The organism is Chelatococcus sp. GCM10030263, from assembly GCF_042666455.1.
In the GTDB taxonomy this organism is placed as follows: Bacteria; Pseudomonadota; Alphaproteobacteria; order Rhizobiales; family Beijerinckiaceae; genus Chelatococcus.
In genome coordinates this window covers 667,931-688,380 of the sequence record NZ_JBHTDB010000009.1, presented here as the reverse complement: position 1 = coordinate 688,380, position 20,450 = coordinate 667,931, and the positions used below count along the sequence as shown (strand labels likewise).

The 20,450-nt window shown below is 65.2% G+C and carries 20 protein-coding genes and 2 tRNA genes; 11 read left to right on the top strand and 11 right to left on the bottom strand.

What is annotated here, in order from left to right:
- Position 1: 1 nt before the first annotated feature.
- The gene (locus tag ACFQU1_RS22100) at positions 2–2,071 is read right to left on the bottom strand and encodes a M3 family metallopeptidase (protein WP_378136740.1); all 2,070 of its coding nucleotides are present in this window, start codon (positions 2,069–2,071) and stop codon (positions 2–4) included.
- Between the two features lie 301 nt (positions 2,072–2,372).
- On the opposite strand from ACFQU1_RS22100, the gene ACFQU1_RS22095 reads away from it, so the two are divergent.
- From ACFQU1_RS22095 to xth, 5 genes are all read left to right on the top strand, one after another.
- Positions 2,373–2,633, top strand: coding sequence for a hypothetical protein (locus ACFQU1_RS22095; RefSeq protein WP_378136738.1), 261 nt, complete (start codon positions 2,373–2,375; stop codon positions 2,631–2,633).
- Between the two features lie 181 nt (positions 2,634–2,814).
- The gene (locus tag ACFQU1_RS22090) at positions 2,815–3,192 is read left to right on the top strand and encodes a hypothetical protein (protein ID WP_378136736.1); all 378 of its coding nucleotides are present in this window, start codon (positions 2,815–2,817) and stop codon (positions 3,190–3,192) included.
- A gap of 116 nt (positions 3,193–3,308) precedes the next feature.
- On the top strand, positions 3,309–4,013 hold the full coding sequence (locus tag ACFQU1_RS22085; RefSeq protein ID WP_378136734.1) for an SDR family oxidoreductase: 705 nt from the start codon (positions 3,309–3,311) through the stop codon (positions 4,011–4,013).
- Positions 4,014–4,260: 247 nt separating this feature from the next.
- Positions 4,261–4,575, top strand: coding sequence for a hypothetical protein (locus ACFQU1_RS22080; RefSeq protein ID WP_378136732.1), 315 nt, complete (start codon positions 4,261–4,263; stop codon positions 4,573–4,575).
- Positions 4,576–4,710: 135 nt separating this feature from the next.
- Positions 4,711–5,508 carry an exodeoxyribonuclease III gene (xth, locus tag ACFQU1_RS22075; RefSeq protein WP_378136832.1) on the top strand — a complete coding sequence of 266 codons (798 nt, stop codon included), beginning with the start codon at positions 4,711–4,713 and terminating at the stop codon, positions 5,506–5,508.
- Here xth and ACFQU1_RS22070 read toward each other — a convergent pair.
- The 7 genes from ACFQU1_RS22070 to ACFQU1_RS22040 all read right to left on the bottom strand — a co-directional run bounded on the left by ACFQU1_RS22070 (position 5,475) and on the right by ACFQU1_RS22040 (position 13,822).
- Positions 5,475–6,191, bottom strand: coding sequence for a ceramidase domain-containing protein (locus ACFQU1_RS22070; protein WP_378136730.1), 717 nt, complete (start codon positions 6,189–6,191; stop codon positions 5,475–5,477). The genes xth and ACFQU1_RS22070 overlap by 34 nt on opposite strands.
- A 60-nt stretch (positions 6,192–6,251) precedes the next feature.
- Positions 6,252–7,067 carry a tetratricopeptide repeat protein gene (locus ACFQU1_RS22065; RefSeq protein WP_378136728.1) on the bottom strand — a complete coding sequence of 272 codons (816 nt, stop codon included), beginning with the start codon at positions 7,065–7,067 and terminating at the stop codon, positions 6,252–6,254.
- A gap of 439 nt (positions 7,068–7,506) precedes the next feature.
- A complete protein-coding gene (locus ACFQU1_RS22060; RefSeq protein ID WP_378136830.1) occupies positions 7,507–10,290 on the bottom strand; it encodes a valine--tRNA ligase in 2,784 nt (927 codons plus the stop codon).
- A 169-nt stretch (positions 10,291–10,459) separates the two neighbouring features.
- Entirely contained in the window at positions 10,460–11,149 is a 690-nt protein-coding gene (locus ACFQU1_RS22055; protein ID WP_378136726.1) for a DUF2497 domain-containing protein, read from the bottom strand.
- 298 nt (positions 11,150–11,447) lie between these two features.
- Positions 11,448–12,860, bottom strand: coding sequence for a TolC family outer membrane protein (locus ACFQU1_RS22050; protein ID WP_378136724.1), 1,413 nt, complete (start codon positions 12,858–12,860; stop codon positions 11,448–11,450).
- A gap of 177 nt (positions 12,861–13,037) precedes the next feature.
- Positions 13,038–13,703, bottom strand: a complete 666-nt coding sequence (locus ACFQU1_RS22045; protein WP_378136722.1) for a protein-L-isoaspartate O-methyltransferase — start codon at positions 13,701–13,703, stop codon at positions 13,038–13,040.
- A 45-nt stretch (positions 13,704–13,748) separates the two neighbouring features.
- Positions 13,749–13,822 (bottom strand) — tRNA-Cys (locus ACFQU1_RS22040).
- A 135-nt stretch (positions 13,823–13,957) separates the two neighbouring features.
- Here ACFQU1_RS22040 and ACFQU1_RS22035 point away from each other — a divergent pair.
- A tRNA-Asn gene (locus ACFQU1_RS22035) sits at positions 13,958–14,033 on the top strand.
- 361 nt (positions 14,034–14,394) lie between these two features.
- Positions 14,395–14,682 carry a hypothetical protein gene (locus ACFQU1_RS22030; protein WP_378136719.1) on the top strand — a complete coding sequence of 96 codons (288 nt, stop codon included), beginning with the start codon at positions 14,395–14,397 and terminating at the stop codon, positions 14,680–14,682.
- Between the two features lie 86 nt (positions 14,683–14,768).
- Here ACFQU1_RS22030 and ACFQU1_RS22025 read toward each other — a convergent pair whose 3' ends face one another.
- From ACFQU1_RS22025 to ACFQU1_RS22015, 3 genes are read right to left on the bottom strand one after another with little or no spacing between them, the layout of a single operon-like run.
- The gene (locus tag ACFQU1_RS22025; RefSeq protein WP_378136717.1) at positions 14,769–14,990 is read right to left on the bottom strand and encodes a hypothetical protein; all 222 of its coding nucleotides are present in this window, start codon (positions 14,988–14,990) and stop codon (positions 14,769–14,771) included.
- Complete coding sequence (locus ACFQU1_RS22020; RefSeq protein WP_378136715.1) at positions 14,950–15,324, bottom strand: hypothetical protein; 375 nt, start codon at positions 15,322–15,324, stop codon at positions 14,950–14,952. The genes ACFQU1_RS22025 and ACFQU1_RS22020 overlap by 41 nt, the downstream gene beginning before the upstream one ends.
- 4 nt (positions 15,325–15,328) lie before the next feature.
- Positions 15,329–15,757, bottom strand: a complete 429-nt coding sequence (locus ACFQU1_RS22015) for an NUDIX domain-containing protein (RefSeq protein WP_378136713.1) — start codon at positions 15,755–15,757, stop codon at positions 15,329–15,331.
- 413 nt (positions 15,758–16,170) lie between these two features.
- Here ACFQU1_RS22015 and efeU point away from each other — a divergent pair, with 413 nt between their 5' ends.
- Genes efeU through efeO (ACFQU1_RS21995) form a run of 4 tightly spaced genes read left to right on the top strand, consistent with a single transcriptional unit; the run spans position 16,171 to position 20,355 of the window.
- Positions 16,171–17,028 carry an iron uptake transporter permease EfeU gene (gene efeU / locus ACFQU1_RS22010; RefSeq protein WP_378136711.1) on the top strand — a complete coding sequence of 286 codons (858 nt, stop codon included), beginning with the start codon at positions 16,171–16,173 and terminating at the stop codon, positions 17,026–17,028.
- Positions 17,015–18,196 (top strand): iron uptake system protein EfeO, encoded by a 1,182-nt coding sequence (gene efeO, locus ACFQU1_RS22005; RefSeq protein WP_378136709.1) that lies wholly within the window; start codon positions 17,015–17,017, stop codon positions 18,194–18,196. Before efeU ends, efeO (ACFQU1_RS22005) begins: the two co-directional genes overlap by 14 nt.
- A 3-nt stretch (positions 18,197–18,199) precedes the next feature.
- Entirely contained in the window at positions 18,200–19,510 is a 1,311-nt protein-coding gene (gene efeB, locus ACFQU1_RS22000) for an iron uptake transporter deferrochelatase/peroxidase subunit (RefSeq protein ID WP_378136707.1), read from the top strand.
- A gap of 17 nt (positions 19,511–19,527) precedes the next feature.
- Entirely contained in the window at positions 19,528–20,355 is an 828-nt protein-coding gene (gene efeO / locus ACFQU1_RS21995) for an iron uptake system protein EfeO (RefSeq protein ID WP_378136705.1), read from the top strand.
- The last annotated feature ends 95 nt before the right edge of the window (positions 20,356–20,450 follow it).

Below are 20,450 nucleotides of genomic sequence, written 5' to 3'. Positions count from 1 at the left end.
TTCAGATCTCGACGAGCCCACGCTTGCGCAGGAGCGCTTCGGGGTCGGGATCGCGGCCGCGGAATGCGCGGTAGGCGGCCTCGGGAGCTTGTGAATAGCCGGCGGCATAGACGTGCTCGCGCAGGCGGCTGGCGGTTGCCGGATCGAAGATATCGCCGGCCTCCTCGAAGGCGCCGAACCCGTCGGCATCGAGCACCTCCGACCAGAGATAGCTGTAATAGGCGGCTGAATAGCCGTCGCCGGAAAAGACATGGGTGAAGTGAGGCGGACGATGGCGCATGACAATCGCGTCCGGCATGCCGATCCGGGCGAGGGTCGCCTTCTCGAAGGCGGCAACATCGATGTCGTCCGCCGCTGACAGAAGATGAAGCTCCAGATCCACGATCGCTGAGGCGGCATATTCCACGGTGGCGAAGCCCTGGCCAAAGGTGCGGCTCGCCAGGATGCGATCAAGGAGCGCCTCGGGCATGGGCTCGCCGGTCTCGCAATGCAGAGCGAAGCGGCGAAGGATTTCGGGCTGCTCCAGCCAATGTTCGAAGAGCTGCGACGGGAACTCCACGAAGTCGCGCGCCACATTGGTGCCGGCGATCAGCGGATAGGTCACGTCCGACAGAAGCCCGTGCAGGGCATGGCCGAACTCGTGGAACAGCGTGCGTGCGTCGTCGAGCGAAAGAAGCGTCGGCCCTTCGAGAGCCTTGGCGAAATTCATGACATTGACGACGATCGGCCGGATGTCGCCGGTGAGCTTTTCCTGGCCGCGGAAGGAGCTCATCCAGGCGCCACTGCGTTTCGAAGCCCGGCTGAAGTAGTCGCCGAGAAAAAGGCCGATATGCCGGCCGTCGGCATCGGTGACCTCGAAAGCCCGCACATCCGGATGGTAGAGGCCGAGATCGTGCCGCTCCTCGAAGGTGATGCGGAAGAGCTTGGAGGCCGTATGGAAAGCGGCATCGATGACATTGTCGAGCTGTAGATAGGGCTTCGTCTCGCTCTCGTCGATGTCGAACGCCGCCTTGCGCTGCTGCTCGGCGTAGTAGCGCCAATCCCAGGGCATGAGGGCGAAATTGCCTCCCTCGGCGCGAATGGCCGCCTCGATGGCGGCACCTTCGCGCTTGGCGCGAGCGACGGCCGGTTGCCAGACCGAGCGGAGCAACGCGAGCGCCGCCTCGGGCGCCTTGGCCATGGAATCGTCGAGCCGGAAATGGGCGAAGCTCGGAAAGCCGAGCAGGCGGGCGCGCTCGGCGCGTAGCGCCACCATCTCGGCGATCAACGCGCGGTTGTCGGTCTCGCCCGCTTCGCCACGTGCGACCCAGGCCTTGAACACCTTTTCCCGGAGGTCGCGGCGGGCGGAGAATTGCAGGAAGGGCTCGATGCTCGACCGCGCGAGCGTGATCACATAGCGGCCGGGCATTCCCCGCTCGGCGGCGGCCTGGGCGGCGGCATTCCGCACGAAATCGGGCAGACCTGCGAGATCGGCTTGGTCGAGCACGAGCTGGTAGGCTTTTTCGTCCGCGAGAACATTCTGGGCAAAACGAGTACCGAGAGTAGCGAGCCGCTCGACGATCGCGCCGAGGCGCTGCTTGGTTGCCGCGTCGAGGCCGGCGCCCGCCCGCAGGAACGTCCGACGGTAGCGCTCGCGCACCTGCACCTGTTCGGGGGTGAGGTCGGGCTCATCGCACAGGGCCTCTAACCGCTCGAACAGCGCAGCATTTTGGGCAATGGCGTTGCGATGCCGCGCCAAAACGGGTGCGACCTCCCGATCGACCGCCTCCAGAGCGTCGTTGGTGTCGGCGCCCGTCAGGTTGTAGAAAACCGCTGAGATCCGGCGAAGAGCACGGCCGCTCGCCTCGAGCGCGTCGACGGTATTGGCGAAGCTGGGTTCCGCCACATCGGTCGCGATTGCCGCGATCTCGCGTTCCTGGGCCGCCATTGCCGCCTCGAAAGCCGGCCGGAAATGCTCGGGCTTGATGCGCGCAAAGGGCGGCAGGCCGAAGGGGGTCGTCCAGGCAGCGAGCAGCGGATTATCACCGGCGGCCGCATCAGCACCCTCACAACCGCTGAGATCGCCTGTCATGGAAAGCCTTCCTCCTTCGTCCCGGCCTTCTGCTTACCATGTGCGCCGGGCGAGGAACATCCAATGATGTAATTCAACTGCGTGGCGCTACCACCGAAGTTGAAGAGAGCTGCCTTAAGCAATCGATGACCGGCACACATCATCTGCACGCGTAATCGGTTTTTTGTTACCGATATCTTAACCCTGAAGAGCCTCCAATGCCCGGCGCTCTAAAGATTAAATTTTGTTAATTGGGTATCCCATTAATCTGCGGTTCATGTGACTGGACCATTACTACGTGCAGCATGTTGGAGGAGAAACCATGCTTAAGAAGCTTTCTCAGTTTGTTGTTGCCGCCGGCCTGGTCCTGGGTGCGGCCGTGGCCGTCACCCCCGCTTCAGCCGCGCCGGCCGGCCCCGTCGTGTTCGTTCCGCCGCATGCGACGGTCACGAAGGTCCAGTACCGGCCGCGCCATTATGCGCCGGCCCCCCGCCGCGTCTGCCGCTGGCAGACGGTCCGGGTTCGCGGTGCCTATGGCCGGTGGGTGACGAAGCGCGTGCAGCGCTGCGTGGTTCGCCGCTAACAGCGTCGAGCAAGGCAAGGGGGCGGCTTCGCTGGAGGCCGCCTCTCGCGCCCGTGGCTCCGTCTTCCGTATGAGGTCGTCGAAGGTATGCACCCTTTGAGGATCACCCGAATGATCCCCGCGGCCACGGTGGACGACGGCTCACCGCGACGCTAGCCTTTCCCGGGATCAGGAGGCGTCATTGGCCGTCATTCGCTTGCATCAGAATATCGAGAGAGAGACGGTCACCCTGTCGGACGAGGCTCGATCCGATCTCGCGATCGAACTCGATGTTGCGCAGATCGATCGACTCCTTGAGGCCCTCGGCGACATGCGCGCCCGCATGCAGCCAAAAATCGCTCCGGACTGGCAGCCAGGCCGCAGTGTTCAGGCCGTGACCAATCCGCGATTCTCGGCGGAGGTGCCGCCGGACAAGGACTTTACCGTCCTGCACCTGCGCGATCCCCGCTTTGGCTGGCTGCACTATTCGCTCCCCTCGGAGGAGTGTGGAAAGCTCGCGCAGTTTCTCGCAAAGGCCGCACAGCGGGTTTTCCAGCCAGCCCAGCCGCCATCGGCCTGATTGCGGCAACGGCCGCTGGTCCGCGATGCTCCACGCCTGCGGCCAGTCGGTTTGAACTCCACGACGACGAATGACATGATCGCGCCCTCGCGTGCATGCAGTCGTGGAGCCGGCCGATGTTCAACTTCGAAAATCACGTCGTTGTCGTCACCGGCGCCGGCGGCCATCTCGGAAGCGCCGTTGCCAGGGGCGCGGCAGAGGCGGGCGCGGGCCTCGTTCTCCTCGACCGATCCGCGCGCAAGCTCGCCACGGCCGATCTGCCGGCCGGCGCGCGCGTCTTCGCGCGTGGCGATCTCGACCTCCTCGATCGGGGCAGCGTTGCCGAGGTGCTCGGTGAGGCACATCGGCGTGTCGGACCCATCACCGGTCTCGTCTGTACGGTCGGTGCCTTCGATGCGGGAGAGCTCGCCTTCGAGGAGGATTGGTCCGCCTTCGAGGCGATGCTTGCCGCCAATCTGCGCAGCGCCGTGACGGCGGTCCAGGCGATCGCTCCATTGCTCGCCGAAGGAAGCAGCATCGTCACCGTGGGCGCGCGCGCGGCCCGCAAAGGCATGGGTCGCATGGCGGCCTATGGCGCGGCCAAGGCGGCTTTGGTCAATTTCACCGAGAGTCTCGCCGAGGATATGGCGGCCCGCGAGATTCGGGCGAATTGCGTCCTGCCGTCCATCATCGACACGCCCGCCAATCGCGCCGCCATGCCCGATGCGCCCTTCGACCGCTGGGTGGCTGCCGCTGCGGTCGCGGACGTCGTCCTCTTCCTGCTCGCGCCGGCCTCCCGCGCGGTTTCTGGCGCCGCCATTCCGGTCTTCGGACGGAGCTGATCAGGGCGCCAGACGAACGGGAACTAAGCCATTGGCTGCCCGTTTATGAGGCAGTCGGCACGAGGTTCGCGTGCGCGCGACCTCCATCGTCCAACTTCGTCCGGGCAAGGCCACGGTGATATTGACCGTGAATGCGAGATGAACGGGACGCACAGAGTGGATTCAGGAGTGCGGCGCGATAGTGTGAGTGAGGGATGGCTCTCGGGCTGTGGGGTTGATCAGGGCCTATGACCGTCAGGAGTTGATGATGCGACTGTCCTTGAAGACTTTCCTGGTCGCCGCCGCTCTGGCTGGTGCCGCGATGGGCATCGGCCGTGCCGAGGCGGCCGGCCCCGTTCCCATCGGCATCGGCGCCGCGCCACAGAGCCTTGCGGCGGAGGGGTTGGTGACACCGGCACGCTGGGTCTGCGGCCGTTATGGGCGCTGCGTTTGGCGCGGCGGCCCGCGTCGCTGGCGCGGCGGCTATTACGGCCCGCCGCCGCGGCGCTTCTACCGCCCGCGCGTGGTCTGCAGGTGGCAGCCCTCGCCATGGGGACCGCGCCGCGTCTGCTGGCGCCGCTGACATAGGCAGGCAGGCCTCGGCCGTTTCCAGCGGCCGAGGCTCTTTGCGCGTCCCCCCTTTGCGAGCAGCAGCGGGATGACACGGCGGCCCCGCCGTGGCAAAGGTGGTGCGCTCACCTGACCTTCCCCCGTGATCATGCGCATCGCCACCTGGAACATCAATTCCGTCAAACAGCGCCTTGGCCATCTCCTCGCCTTTCTGGCCGAGGATGCGCCGGATGTCCTGTGCCTGCAGGAGATCAAATGCGTCGACGAGGCCTTTCCACGCGCCGAGGTCGAGGCCGCCGGCTACAATGTCGCGGTTTACGGCCAAAAGGCCTTCAATGGCGTCGCCATTCTCGCAAGGCGCCCGATCGAGGACGTCAAGCGGGGGCTGCCCGGCCGCGATTGGGCCGACCAGGAGGGCGAGGATCAGGCCCGCTATCTCGAGGCCAGCATCTCGACGGACACAGGCGCGGTCCGGGTCGCCTCGATCTATCTACCGAACGGCAATCCGCCCGATACGCCGAAATATGACTACAAGCTGCGCTGGATGGAGCGTCTGACCGAGCACGCGCAGAACCTGCTCACCTTGGAGGAGCCGCTGGTGCTCGCCGGCGACTACAATGTCATCCCGGATCCCCGCGATGCCGCGCGCCCGGAGATCTGGGTGAGCGATGCCCTCTTCCTGCCGCCGACGCGCGAGCGTTTCCGCGCCCTGGTCGATCTCGGCCTGACCGACGCCTTGCGCGCCTGCAGCGATGCCGGCGGGCTCTACAGCTTCTGGGATTACCAGGCCGGTGCCTGGCAGAAGAACAACGGCATCCGCATCGACCATCTGCTGCTCTCGCCGCAGGCCGCCGACCGCCTGCAGCACACGACCATTCACCGTTCCCTGCGCGCCCTCGAAAAGCCCTCCGATCACGTGCCCGTCTCCGTCGACCTGGCGGTGTGAGGCGGAGCGGGGCCGGCGAGAATCGCGGCGCGCATCAGGAGGAAGAGCACGAGCCCGTTGAGGATATGCCAGAGGAAATGGCTGCCGAGCGGGACGGCCGCGCAAATCTGAAGATCGATGGAGCGTAACGCCAGCGAGACGGCGAAGACGGCGCCGGCCGCGAGAAGCCGCCGGCTCGACGCAGGATCGCGCGCCAGGGCGAGGCTGCCAATCGCTATCATGGCGAGGAATGCCGGCAGATAGCCGACGGAACTTCCCACAGGATCGGCATCGGCCGGCACGATCGCTCGCCAGAGCCGCGGAAAGGCCATGGAAGCCGCCTCATAGGCCGCTGTCAGCAAGGCCGCGCCGGCGACCGGCAAGCCGAGGAACCGGCGCATCGACATATAAAAATAGACGAGAATGAAGACTGCGATCGGGATGACGTCGGCAAGCGACGCCCAGACGACAGCGAAGGTGTGGAAAAGAAAGCTGCCGATGCCGATGGCGACGGTCAGCCCGACCAGGAGGCCGGCTGCCCGATCCGCGTTCTTGCGGCGCGCCAGGAGAAGAGCCGCACCGAGGGCCGCGATCAGAAAGGCTGCATTGGTCAATGCGTTGATGGGCTCGGCCCAGAAGCCCGGCTCCAGACGCTCGCAATAGCCGTCGACGGGGGCGAACCAAGAGATCGCGCTCAAGGCCATGCGGAGCTCGCTTTCAGCGGCCGCCCCAGGAGGCGCGGATCATACCGCAACGGCAGACCGTTACTGGTTTCTCTTGAGATAGCCTTCGAGAAAGGTGAGCGCAGCCTGGCGGTCGCTCTCGCTGGCAGCGGCGAAATCCTTCTCGTGCAGCTCGATGATCCACTCGTCCTTGTCCGGATCGGCCGCCTCACGGGCCATCGTCAGCCACATGAGACCACGAGCTCTTTGACGTGGCACACCCTCTCCCGTGACGAGCAGATGGCCAAGGAGAGCCTGTGCCTGGTGGTGGCCTTTCTCGGCCGCGAGATTGAGCCAGCGCGCCGCCTGCCGCGGATCTTTCGGCAAGCCCTGCCCGTCCAGATAGAGCCGGCCGAGATCGTATTGCGCGTTGGGATCGCCGTAAAAGGACGCCGAATAGCGGAAGAGGTCTACAGCCCGCTGCACATCCGGCTTCACATAGGTATTCGGGATGCCTTCGAGGAAATAGCCGCCAAGCGCCGTAAAGGCACTCGCCACGAAGCGTGCATCCGGCGAATAAGGGCTTTCGTCCGCATATTCGTCGGCAACCTTGGAGAAATACTCGAAGGCCTTCAAATCGTCATGGACGACACCGTCGCCATCGGCATACATGCGCCCGAGCTTCCATAGCGCCGGCGTATGCCCTTTCGTGGCCGCATATTCGAGCGCTTGAACGGCACCGCGCTTGTCACCGGCATTATAGTTGCGGATGCCGCTGCGAAAGGCATCCTTGACGGACTTGAAAGAAATGGCGGGAGGAACCGGTAATGGAGCTGCGGCTTCAGGGGGGCGCGGTCCATCAAACGCGAGAGCGGGTGCGACACAGCCCATGGCCATCACGGCCGCGGCGCCCCACATGGATAAACTGCTGATCCGCATCGCTCTTAATTTCACCCCAAGAGCTTGCGCGTGCAGGCTGTCCCTTACCGACAGCAACACGACACTCATTTACGCCCCCGCGCCCCGTCGACGATCCCCGCACCGTAGGCAAGCTCCGTGATGGTACGACAGCACCATTCACGAGGCTGCACTGCGATCAGCAGGCCATCACATGCATGCATGTTGCTAAAAGTGCAAACGGCTCACATCCTTCCCTGGCCTGCCACGCCACGTGTGGAAAACTCTCCACGCGCCGGTAAATGACAGGTGTTTCAAGAAGTTGCCAGGTAGCTATTGAGCGACTGGTTTATGGCGGCATCGCGGCGATGATTCGCCGTCTTGAAGGAGCTGCGCGGAATGGCGGAAACTGTTGCGCTACCGCAACAAGTGCAAGTCCCCGCTGAAAGTCTCCGCCGACCTAGCCAGCGGCGCGCCGCAGGCGCTCGGCGGCATCGTGGATCTTGGCGAGGCGGGCAACAGCCTCTTCCCGCCGCTCGCGCTGCTCCTCCACCACGTCTTCCGGCGCGCGCGCGATGAAATCCGGATTGCCGAGCTTAGCGTCGATCTTGGCGATATCGGCGCTCAGCTTGGCCGCGTCCTTGTCCAGGCGCACCTGCTCGGCGGCAAGGTCGACAAGCCCCGCCAGCGGCAGGGCAGCCACTTCCCCGCGCACCACGATCTGCACGGAACCAGCCGGCACCGCCGCGGCGGTCGTCACCTCGGAGAGGCGGGCAAGACGCCTCAGCGCCTCGTCCCAGCGGCCGGCCCGCGCCACCACCTCGGGACCGGGGTTCACGAGCACGAGGGCGATCTGCGCGCCGGCCGGCACATTCGTTTCGGCACGCGCCGAGCGAATCTCCGAGACGAGGTCGACCAGCCAGCCGATTTCGGCTTCGGCATCCGCATCGTCGACGGCGCTCGTCATCGGCCAGCGGGCAAGCGCCAGCACGGAGGTCCGCGCCGGTCCCTCGGCACCCTTGATGGTCCAGAGCTCCTCCGTGAGGAAGGGCATGAAGGGATGCAGGAGCTTGCAGATCTCGTCGAGCAGGTGCGCGACGGTGGCGCGCGTTTCCTCCTTGGCCGGACTGTCCTCGCCCTGCAGCACGGGCTTGGCGAGCTCCAGATACCAGTCACAGAACACGTTCCACACGAAGCGATAGGCCGCGCCCGCCGCCTCGTTGAACTTGAAGGCCTCGATCGCCTCGGTGACGGCGCTCACCGCGCGGGAACATTCGCCAAGCGCCCAGCGATTGAGCGTCTCGCGGGCGGCTGCAGGCGCATAGCCGGCGACCCGCCGACACTCGTTTATCTCGGCAAAGCGCGCCGCGTTCCACAGCTTCGTTGCGAAATTGCGATAGCCTTCAACACGTTGGGCGGAAAGCTTGATATCCCGCCCCTGGGCCGCCATGGCCGCCAGGGTGAAGCGCAGGGCATCCGCGCCATAGCGGTCGATGAGATCGAGCGGATCGATGACGTTGCCCTTCGACTTCGACATCTTCGCGCCCTTCTCGTCGCGGACGAGGGCGTGGATGTAGACGGTGCGGAAAGGCACCTCCTCCATGAAATGGAGGCCGGTCATCATCATCCGGGCGACCCAGAAAAAGATGATATCGAAGCCGGTGACGAGGACGCTCGTTGGATAGTAGCGGGCGAGTTCCGGCGTCTCGTCGGGCCAGCCGAGCGTCGAGAACGGCCAGAGCGCGGACGAAAACCAGGTGTCGAGCACGTCCTCGTCGCGGGTCAGGAAGGCCGCGCGCTTATCCGGGTCGGTCCCGAGCGCGGCAGCATCCGCGTCGTCGAGATTGCCGGCCGCGACGTTCTGCCCGATGGCGGCAGCAAAGGCCTCGTCTTCGTTCTCGGCGACGAAGACATTGCCGTAAGGGTCGTACCAGGCCGGGATCTGGTGTCCCCACCAGAGCTGACGCGAGACGCACCAGGGCTCGATATTCTCGAGCCAGTCGAAATAGGTCTTTTCCCAGTTCTTCGGCACGAAGGACGTGTTGCCACGCCTCACGGCCGCCAATGCCTTCTCGGCAAGCGGCTTGACGTCGACGTACCACTGGTCCGTGAGCCACGGCTCGACGACGACGCCCGACCGGTCGCCATGCGGGACCATATGCACGTGAGGCTCGATCGTCTCCAGAAAGCCGCGCTCCTCGAGCAGTTCCACGATTCGCTTGCGCGCAACGAAGCGATCCTGTCCGTCGAGCGCGAGCACCGCTTCGAGATCGGGGTCCGCAGCGCCGTCGAGGAAATCCTGGTTGCCGACGAGGCTGAGCTCGGCTTCGGGGCCGAGCACGTTGATCAGCGCGAGCCCGTGCCGCTTGCCGACATCGAAGTCGTTGAAGTCGTGCGCCGGGGTGATCTTGACGGCGCCGGTGCCCTTCTCGGGGTCGGAGTAGCTGTCAGCGACGATCGGGATCAGGCGGCCGACCAGCGGCAAGCGGACCTTGCGGCCGTGCAGATGCCGGTAACGCTCGTCGTCGGGATGCACGGCAACGGCGGTGTCGCCGAGCATGGTTTCGGGCCGCGTCGTCGCGACGATCACCACCTCGTCCGTCGGCGCGCCGGCATCGTCCACCACCGGATAGCGCAAATGCCAGAGATGGCCCTTCACCTCGGTCTGCTGCACTTCGAGATCGGAGATGGCCGTCTGAAACTTCGGATCCCAATTGACGAGGCGCTTATCCTTGTAGATCAGGCCCTGGCGATAAAGGTCGACAAAGACCTTGCGCACGGCGCGTGACAGGCCCTCGTCCATGGTGAAGCGCTCGCGTGACCAGTCGCAGGATGCGCCGAGGCGGCGCAGCTGCCGGCCGATGGCGCCGCCCGATTCGTCCTTCCAGGTCCAGACGCGTTTCAGAAAGGCTTCCCGGCCCATCTCGCGGCGACCCGGCTCCTGGCGCTCCATGAGCTGACGCTCGACAACCATCTGGGTGGCGATACCGGCATGATCCATGCCCGGCTGCCACAGAACATCCTTGCCGCGCATTCTTTCGAAGCGACACAGCACGTCCTGCAGCGTATTGTTGAGCGCATGCCCCATGTGGAGCGAGCCGGTGACATTCGGCGGAGGAATGACGATGCAATAGGGTTCCGCGTCGGCCCGCTCGGGCCGTCCGGCCCGGAATGCCTCCGCCTCGTCCCACGCAGCCGAGATGCGCGCCTCGACCTGGGCGGGCTCGAATGTCTTATCCATGATGCAAACCGCTATCGCGCCGAATGAACTCGACGGAGGTAAACGACGAAGCCGCCCCTCAAGTCAATCGGCTGGCAGCCTCAATGGCGCCTCGACAGCGGGCTTTTCGCACCGGACGGCTCTGCGCGGTCCGGTGGGCGAGATGGCCGTTGCCGTCACGGGCGGCCTGCCGTCAGCGCGAACCCCGAGCGACGCGTTCGATTTCCTGACGCACCAGCCGCTCCACCAGGCTGGGCAGATTGTCGTCGAGCCAGGACTTGAGCATCGGTCGCAGCATGTCGCGGACGAGGTCCTCGAGCGAACGACCGTTCGGCGTCGGCGTTGTCGACGACGCCAGCGTGTCGAAAGCCGAAGCCACGGTCGCATCGCTCTTGGGGGACAGCAGGCGCTCCGCCGCGTCCGAGAATACGTCACGGGCGGGCGGGCGCTCGGCGGGCGCGGATTGGGGTTCGGACGCCGCCGGACGCGGGGGCGGAGCAGCCGGCCCCTGCCGCTCGCGCGGCGGGGGCATGTGCCGCTCGACTGGAGGCTGTTGCTCGACCGCGGGCTGGGGAGCGCGCGCCAAATCACGAGGAACCGTCGCCGGGCGCGGCGGGGCCTCACGCATGACGGGCCGCGGCGCAGGAGGTATTTCCGCGGCGTCGGCAAAGGTCCGGACGGGCCGCGCCGACCGCTCGGCACCGTAGGGCGGCTCGTCCTGAACCTCCGCCGGCGGGTACGGGGACCTGACGTCCCGGCCACCCTCGTCGACGTCACCGCTCTCGAAAGCTGCCGCCTGAGGGGGTCCACGGCGACCGGACACCTGTCCGAGTGCCTGATCATCGGCAATGATTCGACGAATGGATGCCAGAATCTCATCCATCGACGGCTCGGCGCCTCTCACATCTTGGGACGCATCATGGAGTTTGGGACTCGCTGGGCTCATGCCGCTCCACCGCGCTTTGCGCCAGGCGGGAATCACCTGACCGATGCCGCCACCATATGTCTCCACCGCCGATTTGGCAGTAACGCAAAAACCAGTGCGCACATCAAAAGCTCTCCGTTCACAGAAAGCTCCAAATCGGGTGCCATATCAATAGCAAGCCTGAGCCTCACCGTTTCCAGGATCACCATTGCCTATCGCTGCAGCGTCCGGCCGGAGTCCTGGACCGTCCGAAGCGTCAGCGACCGTCGGGCGTCTGCAGCCCCCACCACTTGTCCCTGACCTGCTCGTAATGGCGCTTCGCGTTGTATTGCGCGACCTTGATGCCGAGCGTTCCGACCGAGAGAAGACCGATGGAACCAAGCACCTGATAGGACGCCACGATCCGGTCGCGCTGCGCCCGGACCAACTGAACGCGAGAGCTGAGCAGCGTCTGCTGGGCATTGAGCACGTCGAGTGTCGTGCGCTGCCCAACCTTCGCCTCCTCGCGCACACCGGCCAAGGCGATCTCGTTGGCCTGCACGGCGGCTTGCGACGCTGCAATCTGCTGCCGGGCCGCATCGAGCTGAGCCCAGGAGGCGATCACCTGTTGGCGGACCTGGTCGCGCGTTACGTCGACCTGCATGCGCGCCTGGCCGACCTGCTCCTTGGCCTGGCGGACCTGAGAATAGACCGCGCCGCCTTCATAGATCGGCACGGTGAGCTGGGCCGCGATGGAGGCCGAGGTGGTCGTGTCGCGCCGCGTCTGCGAATCATAGTCGCGCGACAGACCGGCGGTCACGCCGAGCTGCGGCCGGAGTTGCGATTCCAAGGTCTTGACCTGGAACTCCTGAGCATCGACCGCATGCAGACCCGCCAATATGGCAGGATGCTTGCCGAGCGCGACCCTGACGGCCGAATCGACGTTCTTCGGGAGGAACTTCTCGACCGGCTGACCGGGCGCGAGCTGGCGCGGATCATCGCCGATGACCTGGCGATAGGTGGCGATGCTGCTCCGCAAGGTCGCGGCGGCCGCGCTTTCCTGGGCGTGGCCGGTCGCCAGAGCGGCCTCGGACTGTGCGACGTCGGTGCGCGTCACCTCGCCGACATTGAAGCGATCGCGCGTTTGCCGGAGCTGCTCTTCCAGAACTTCAACGTTGTTCTGCTGAAGGCTCAGAACCGCCGTATCGGCGAGAACATTCATATAGGCCTGGGAGGCATCGAAGAGTGTCGATTGCTCCTGAAACCTGAGCTGCTCCCGCGCGGTCTGCACGGTGGATTCGGCTTGTCGGACCGTGTTGAGGGTTCGTCCGCCGGTAAAGATGTTTTGCGTGACCTGAATACTCAGGCTTCGCGGATAAAGAGGGCGGAACTGCCCCCCGGTCTGGATGTCGCCCACTCCCGGCACATGCCGGTTGACGGTTTGAGCGCCGGCGCTCGCCGTGCCCGTGATCGTGGGACGATAGCCTGCAAGCGCCTGGGGCACACCTTCATCGGTGGCGCGCAAAGTCGCGCGCTGCGCATTCAAGGTCGGGTTGCCGGTATAAGCCTTGGCGAGCGCACCAAACAGCGTCTCAGCCTGGGCACCCGACAACGGAGTAACGTAAGCGAGGCCCACGAGAAGGGCCTTGCGCAGAATCGTTATGCCGGTTGCTCGGACTTTTTCTGCCACGATCGCCTTCCTATTGCGGAGAAACCTCGCACGTGTTTCCCGCACAAACACACTAATGATCCGTGCCCCGACGCCCGCAAGGATAGTCTGAGGCGCGCGCAGCGGAAATAGGCTTGATAAGTGACGCTAATATTATGCCAAGCCGTGCCGCATAAATGCGACACTTGACAAGCTACATCAGAAGCTGAACGCGGGGGTTGCCGAGAAACCAGCCAAGGTCGGCGCCGACGCATTGAACAGGGACCGGTGGCTGAAAGCCGAGCCGCTGCGCCGACACAGGATAGCCCTTCCGGTGCCACCCGAATTGTCGATGCCGGTTAGCGCGCCCCCATCGGCGAGCTGATTCGTCAGGGTGTCCGGGAGAACCTCGAAGCCACCGTTGAGGACGATGGCATCGTAATCCTTACCAGTTTGATAATCGCCCGCGAGCGGCCCCGCGACAACCTCGATTCGTGAGCCACCGCAAGCCTCTATGCGCCGGCGTGCCTCCTCCGCGAGGGCTTCTCCGCCGACGCGTGAGACGACATCGGCACCGAGTCGCGACAGCACCATCGCGGTATAGCCGAGGCCTCCGCCCAAATCGAGCACCCGCTGTCCCGATTGCACGTCGAGCGCCTGCAGAAGGCGTGCGAGAGCCATCGGGGCGAGCATGCAGTAGTGCCCCCCCTCCCCGTCGCCGAAGACGAGATTCTGGTCGCTATAGGCCAGATCTTCTTGCCCTTCAGGCAGAAAACGCTCCCGCGGAATATCGTCGAACGCGGCGAGCAGGGCGCGATTCGTCACGTCATAAGTGCGGATCTGGCTATCCACCATGATCCGGCGCGCCCGCGCGAAATCGATCATGCGATACTCCACTCGAGAGAGCGAACCCCGGTATTGTGCTGGCTTTGGAGGCCTCGCCCGGAATCGAACCGGGGTGCAAGGATTTGCAGTCCTCTGCGTAACCACTCCGCCACGAGGCCTCTGCGGGGTTCATAGCAAAGCTCTATAGCTGACGGCAACACCGCATCGTGTGGCAATTCAGCATGGCGTGATCGCCGGAGCCCTGCAAAAGAGCTTGCGATCGAGGGGCCGTTGCGATAGCCATGCGTCGCTGGTCCCCGATAGCTCAGTTGGTAGAGCAAGCGGCTGTTAACCGCTCGGTCGTAGGTTCGAGTCCTACTCGGGGAGCCATTTCGGCGCACAGCAGCAATTTCTCCCCCCCAGCCTTCATACGATCCTTGTCCCGCAAGCCGCCAAGGCCTGTTGGCTGGCCGACGGTTCACAAGCCGACCGCGGCGCGACAGCGATACCCCTTGGCGACGGGATCACCGATCGGATCGGCCAGAATCGATCGCTTGAGCGCCAAGAGGCTTCCGCCTTTGTCCTGGTGAGCTCGGCACGCGCATCCTGGGCAGCCCCCCTCCTCCGGACTCGTGAACGGCGTCCGGAACTGCCGGGCGCGCCGAACGCTTCTTATGGAGCTGTCCCATCAGCCGCGAATCGGACGGGGTCGGACATTGGCTCCGAACGCGCGTTCCACGGGAATCGAACGATGAAAGCTCTATCTGCGGCACTCGTCGCCGCCGTGCTCCTTCTTCCGCTGAGCGTCGAGGCACGCCCGCTCACGCCATCGATGTCGTGCAATGCTGCTGCCGGCATCGTCACCCAGCAAGGCGCCGTGGTGCTCGACACCGGCCCGCACACCTACGACCGCTTCGTCCGCAATCGCTCGTTCTGCGAGATTACCGAATATGTCGAGCCGGCGTGGGTCAGGACGGCCGATAATCCCCAGTGCTTCATCGGCTATACCTGCACCGAACAGAACCCGTTCTTTCGCTGACGCCAGAAAGGCCACGAGGGGCCACCGGGACCGGATCGGCATCCCGATCTTCTGGTCGCGAGCCGACGTCCGCGTGAGTCGCCCGCCTAAACCTTGCCGGCAAAGGGGCTGAGTTCCCGACGTGCCTGGCTGACGGCGTGCCTGATGGCATTGAGCGCCCGGCGCGCCTCGATCTGGAGCGGATACCACGCCTCAGTGCCTTCCTGGACGGCGGCGAAGCGGCGCAGCGGGTCGAGCGCGGGCCATTTCGTCTGTGGCAATGCCGGGTCATGGGCAAAGCGCTGGCCGCTCGTGTAATCGATCGGCACCAGCGCGCGCCCGACGCGCATGAGCATGCGGTCCGCCTCCCCCGCGCTGCCGCGACATGGAATGGGTGATGGCCTTCAGCTCGCGGCCGTCGGCCACCACACGCGCCTTGCCAGGAAGGCTGATATAGGCGGGATGATGGAGGATGCGCGTCGCGTAGCCGTAGGAGGCTATCTGCCGCTCTACATAGCGCAGGCTCTCGGCCTCCTCGGCGGTGCCGCTCAGCTTCGTCCAGCGGGCGAGTTCCGCCAAATGCCGCATCATCGCCTCGGCATCGACCTGTGGCGCGGCGTCCAGGAAGCCGGCATCCGCGTGGCGATCACTGGTCTGCGCCATCACGTTATCCCTCATGTCGTCCTGCTCGAAAGCGCGCGTGGAGCGGCAGCACGTGGTCGCGCGTGAGCGGGGCGAGCTCGATCTCGCCGGCGCGGCTCGGGTCCAGCCAGATGACCTCGTCGATCTCCGCCGCAGGGCGAACCTCCTCGTGCAGGCCGACGCTGAACAAGTCGGCATGCACGACGAAGCCGGGCTCGTGTGCCGCCGGCGCCTCGAACCGGCCGAGGTAGATCGCTTCCGAGGGGTCGATGCGCAGTCCGAGTTCCTCGTCGAGTTCACGCACGAGCGCGACGAGCGGCTCCTCCGACGGACCGAGCTTGCCGCCTGCCTGCATGAAGGCGCGCGTGCCGCGCTTGCGCACCAGCAGAAGCCGGCCATCGGCGTCCGCCAAGAGCGCGGCCGCGATCCGGATAGTGGCGGGTGGATTCGGCATGGTGGCCCACTATAGGATTTGGCAGTGATCCGGTCACCTGCCGGCGCGATGCCATCCCCAAGAGCCATCCCCAAGAGCCATTCGCCAAGAGGCATAAGGCCGCACAGCGATGCTGCTCACTTCCAGCTAGCACCGCCTTTATTAGACGATTTCTAAGGTGAACAGACATCGAATAGCCTGATCATCGGAGGACTCTTGGTGAATCGATCGGCAGCTTAAACTTAGATAAGTTCAAAAGAGAATTGTGATAGCGACAAAGGACAATTGTCGCTTGCATCGAAGGACGATCTTCTTTTAGGGTCCGCGCCGTCAACGAGCCGAATTGCGGCGAGACGGACGAGGCCGACAGGCACCACCCGGCGAGCTTCTTTTCATTCAGGGCGCGGCACTTCGTCATTTCAAGCCAGATCGCAATGCTTGCTCCATTTCTGATCATGTTGCGCGAGGGGATCGAGGCGGCCCTCATCACGGGGATTATCGCCACCTATCTCCGCCAGACGGGCCGCGCCGGCTGGATGCCGGCCGTCTGGGTCGGCGTATTCCTGGCTGTCGCCGCCTCGCTGTTCGTGGGCGCGGCTCTTCAGCTCGTCAGCGCCGAATTCCCGCAGAAGGCTCAGGAGCTGTTCGAGGCGGTGGTCGGCGGGCTCGCCGTGATCGTGCTGGTCTCCATGGTTTTCTGGATGCGCCGCGCCGCGCGCTCCATCAAGGGCGAGCTGCAGCATTCCATCGATGCCGCGCTAGCTGCCCCGGCCCATCAGGATTGGGCGCTGACGGCGGTGGTATTCCTCGCGGTCGCGCGCGAGGGACTGGAATCAGTCTTCTTCCTGCTCGCTATCTTTCAACAGAGCGCCGGCCCTGCAGCGCCGCTCGGGGCGCTCGGAGGCATTCTCGTCGCTGCCGCTCTCGGCTATGGCATCTATGCCGGCGGGGTGCGCCTCGATCTGCGCCGCTTCTTCCGTTGGACGGGCGTTTTCATCCTGTTCGTCGCGGCGGGAATCCTCGCGACCGCGCTACGCAATCTGCATGAGGCAGGTCTGTGGAACGGGCTGCAGACGCATGCCTATGATCTGAGCGACGTGCTGCCGGCATCGAGCCCGCTCGGCACGGTGCTCTCCGGGCTGTTCGGCTATCTCGACGCCCCGACCATTGGCGAGGCCGTCGCCTATGTCGCCTTCCTCACGGTGACGCTCGTCCTCTTCCTGCGGCCCTCGCCTGCCGGGGCCGCTGCCGCGCGGACTGCGGCCCCGGGAGATGCCAATGTCCGTGCCTGAACGGCCGGCGGCCGGCCCCTCCCGTGGCATGCGCCTTGCCGTCGCCGCTTCCGCCGTCCTCGCCATCGCCGGCGCAGGCGCCTTCTATTATGCGACGCAGATGCGCGGCACCGCCAAGGCCCCCGACGCCTATCAGGTGACGGTCTCGGCCAAGGCCTGCGAACCGAACGAGATCACCGTTCCGGCCGGCCGACGCAGCTTCGAGATCGTCAACGCCTCCGACCGGCCGGTCGAATGGGAGATCCTCGACGGCGTCATCGTCGTGGAAGAGCGCGAGAATATCGCGCCCGGCTTCCGGCAAACCCTGACGGCTCGGCTTGCGCCCGGCGACTATGTGATCACCTGCGGGCTCCTTTCCAACCCGCGCGGCACCTTGCATGTCACGCCAGGCGAGACGGCGGGTGCGCGGCCCGAAGCCCCCACCCTCAGAGCTTTCATCGGCCCCCTCTCCGAATACAAGGTCTTCGTCGCTCAGCAGGGCGCGCAAATGCTCGACGCGGCCGAGAGGCTCACGGAGGCGGTGAAGGCCGGCAATCTGGAGGAAGCGCGCGCGCTCTACGAACCCGCGCGCCTGCCCTACAAGCGCATCGAGGCCGTCGCCTATCGGCTCGCCGACCTCAAGAATGCGATCGACCCCCTCCCCGATTATCTCGACAAGCGCGAGCAGGATCCGGCTTTCACCGGCTTTCACCGCATTGAATACGGGCTCTTTTCGCAGAACGACCTCACAGCGCTCGGCCCGACGGCCGACAAGCTGCTTGTCGACCTCGCTGCCCTGAAGGACCGCCTGCGCGCCCTCAAGGTCGGGCCGCCGGACTTGGCCGACGGTGCGGCCCAGGTGGCCGAACATCTCGCCCAGGACCGTGTGACCGGCGGCGAGAACCGCTATGCCGGCACCGATCTCATGGATATTGAAGCCAATCTCGCCGGCATCGCCAAGGTCGTCGCCCTCCTCAAGCCGATGGTCGCGCCCATCGCACCGGACATCGCCAATGACGCCGAAGCCAAGCTGGCGGCGGCGGAGGCCGTCATCGACGGCCTGAAAAAGGGCGAGGCGTTCCCTGCCTATGGCACGCTGGACGAGGCGACCCGCAAAGATATCGCACAGGCTTTCCGCAATCTCGCGGATGCCCTCAACCGGATCAATCCGGCGCTTGGATTGAGCTGAGCCATGACGAATAATTCGGAGCGTTCACCCGGCCCGCCGGCCACCGACCGCCGCCGCTTTCTGCTGGCCTTGGGCGCTGCCGCCACCGGCCTGCCGGCCAGCGCCGAGGCGCGACAAGCGGACCAGCCGCCGCGCGACCATGTGACCGATGCCCCGGACGGCACCTCGGCGCTCGACCGGCGGCAGCCCTTCTATGGGGTCCACCAGGCAGGGATCGTCACGCCGCGGCCGGCCAATGGCATGGTGGCGGCCTTCGACGTCGTCGCCCAGACCCCGGCTGATCTCGAAGAGCTCTTCCGCCAGCTCACGCAGCGTATCGTCTTTCTCATGCACGGTGGCCACCCACCGGCGCTCGATCCGAAGTTGCCGCCCGCCGATTCCGGCATTCTCGGCCCTGTGGTCGAGCCCGACGACCTGACGATCACGGCTGCGCTCGGATCCTCGCTCTTCGACAACCGGCCGTGGCTTCAGCCGCTGAAGCCCAAGCAGCTCGTGCGCATGGCGCAGTTCCCGAATGACGCGCTGGAAGCGGCCCAATGCCATGGGGATCTCTGCCTGCAGATCTGCGCCAATGCCCAGCACACGAGCCTTCATGCGCTGCGCGACATCCTGAAGAACCTGTCGGAATTTCTGGTGCTGCGCTGGAAGCAGGAGGGCAGCGTGCCGGAGGTTCCGCGCAAGGCCGACGGCACGACAGAGAGCGCCCGCAATCTGCTCGGCTTTCGCGACGGATCGGCCAATCCGGATTCCACCAACGACGCGCTGATGCAGCAGATCGTCTGGGTGGATCAGTCGCGCGAGCCGGCCTGGGCGGCGGGCGGCACCTATCAGGTGGTGCGCATCATCCGCAATTTCGTGGAGCGCTGGGACCGCACGCCGCTCGGCGAGCAGGAGGCGATCATCGGCCGCCGCAAGATGAGCGGCGCGCCCTTCGACGGCCACACGGAACATGACGTGCCGGCCTATGACAAGGACCAGCAGGGGCACGTCACGCCGCTCGATGCCCATATCCGGCTCGCCAATCCGCGCACGCCCGGCTCCGACAAGCATCTGATGCTGCGCCGGCCGTTCAACTATTCGAACGGCGTCACGAAATCCGGCCAGCTCGATCAGGGGCTCCTGTTCATCGCCTATCAGGCGGACCTCGAGAACGGCTTCGTGGCCGTACAGAACAAGCTCAACGGCGAGCCGCTCGAGGAATACATCAAGCCGGTCGGCGGAGGCTATTTCTACGTCCTGCCCGGCGTGGAACAGGCCGGGGATTATCTCGGCCGGCCATTGATCGAGGCTGTCGACCCGGCCTCACGCACCTGACAGGAGAGGAGCCTGCCATGAAGCTTACCCCATTTCTCGCGGCGACGGCGCTGGCGCTCGCCAGCAGCACCGCATGGCAAGCGCCGGCCAGAGCGGACGCCACGCTTGAACTCGTGGAGCCGATCACCGACTACAAGCTCTTCGTCGCCGAGAAGACGCAGCAGCTGGTGAAGGAAACCAGCGACTTCGTGGCGGCCATCAAGGCGGGCGACGTGGCGAAGGCCAAGGCTCTCTATGCGCCGACGCGCATGAGCTACGAGGCGATCGAGCCGGTCGCCGAGCTCTTCAGCGATCTCGATGCGGCGATCGACGCGCGCGCCGACGACTTCGAGAAGGGCGAGAAGGATCCGACCTTCACCGGCTTCCACCGGCTCGAATACGGCCTGTGGGTCGGCAACAGCACCGAGGGTCTCGCGTCCTACGCCGACAAGCTTCTTGCCGACGTCAAGGAACTCGACCAGCGCATCAATGCGCTGACCTTCCCGCCCGAGAAGGTGGTCGGCGGCGCGGCTGTCTTGATGGAAGAGGTCGCCGCCACCAAGATCTCCGGCGAGGAAGACCGCTACAGCCATACCGACCTTTGGGACTTCAAGGCCAATTTCGACGGCTCGCAGAAGATCTTCGAGCTGGTCCGCCCGATCATCACCAAGGACGATCCGGAATTCGTCAAGAAAGTCGCCGCCAATTTCGAGACGATCGATAAGACGCTGGAGAAATACAAGTCCGGCAACGGCTATGTCACCTATGACAAGCTGACGGACAGCGACCGGACGGTGATGGCGGCGGCAGTCAATACGCTGGCGGAAGACCTTTCCCAGCTGCGCGGCAAGCTCGGCCTGAACTGAGCGCGATTTTCCCGCGTTGAAGGGACAGGATACGAACTCCCCCTCACCCGGCCGCTTCGCGCCCGACCTCTCCCCGCAGGCGGGGAGAGGTGAAC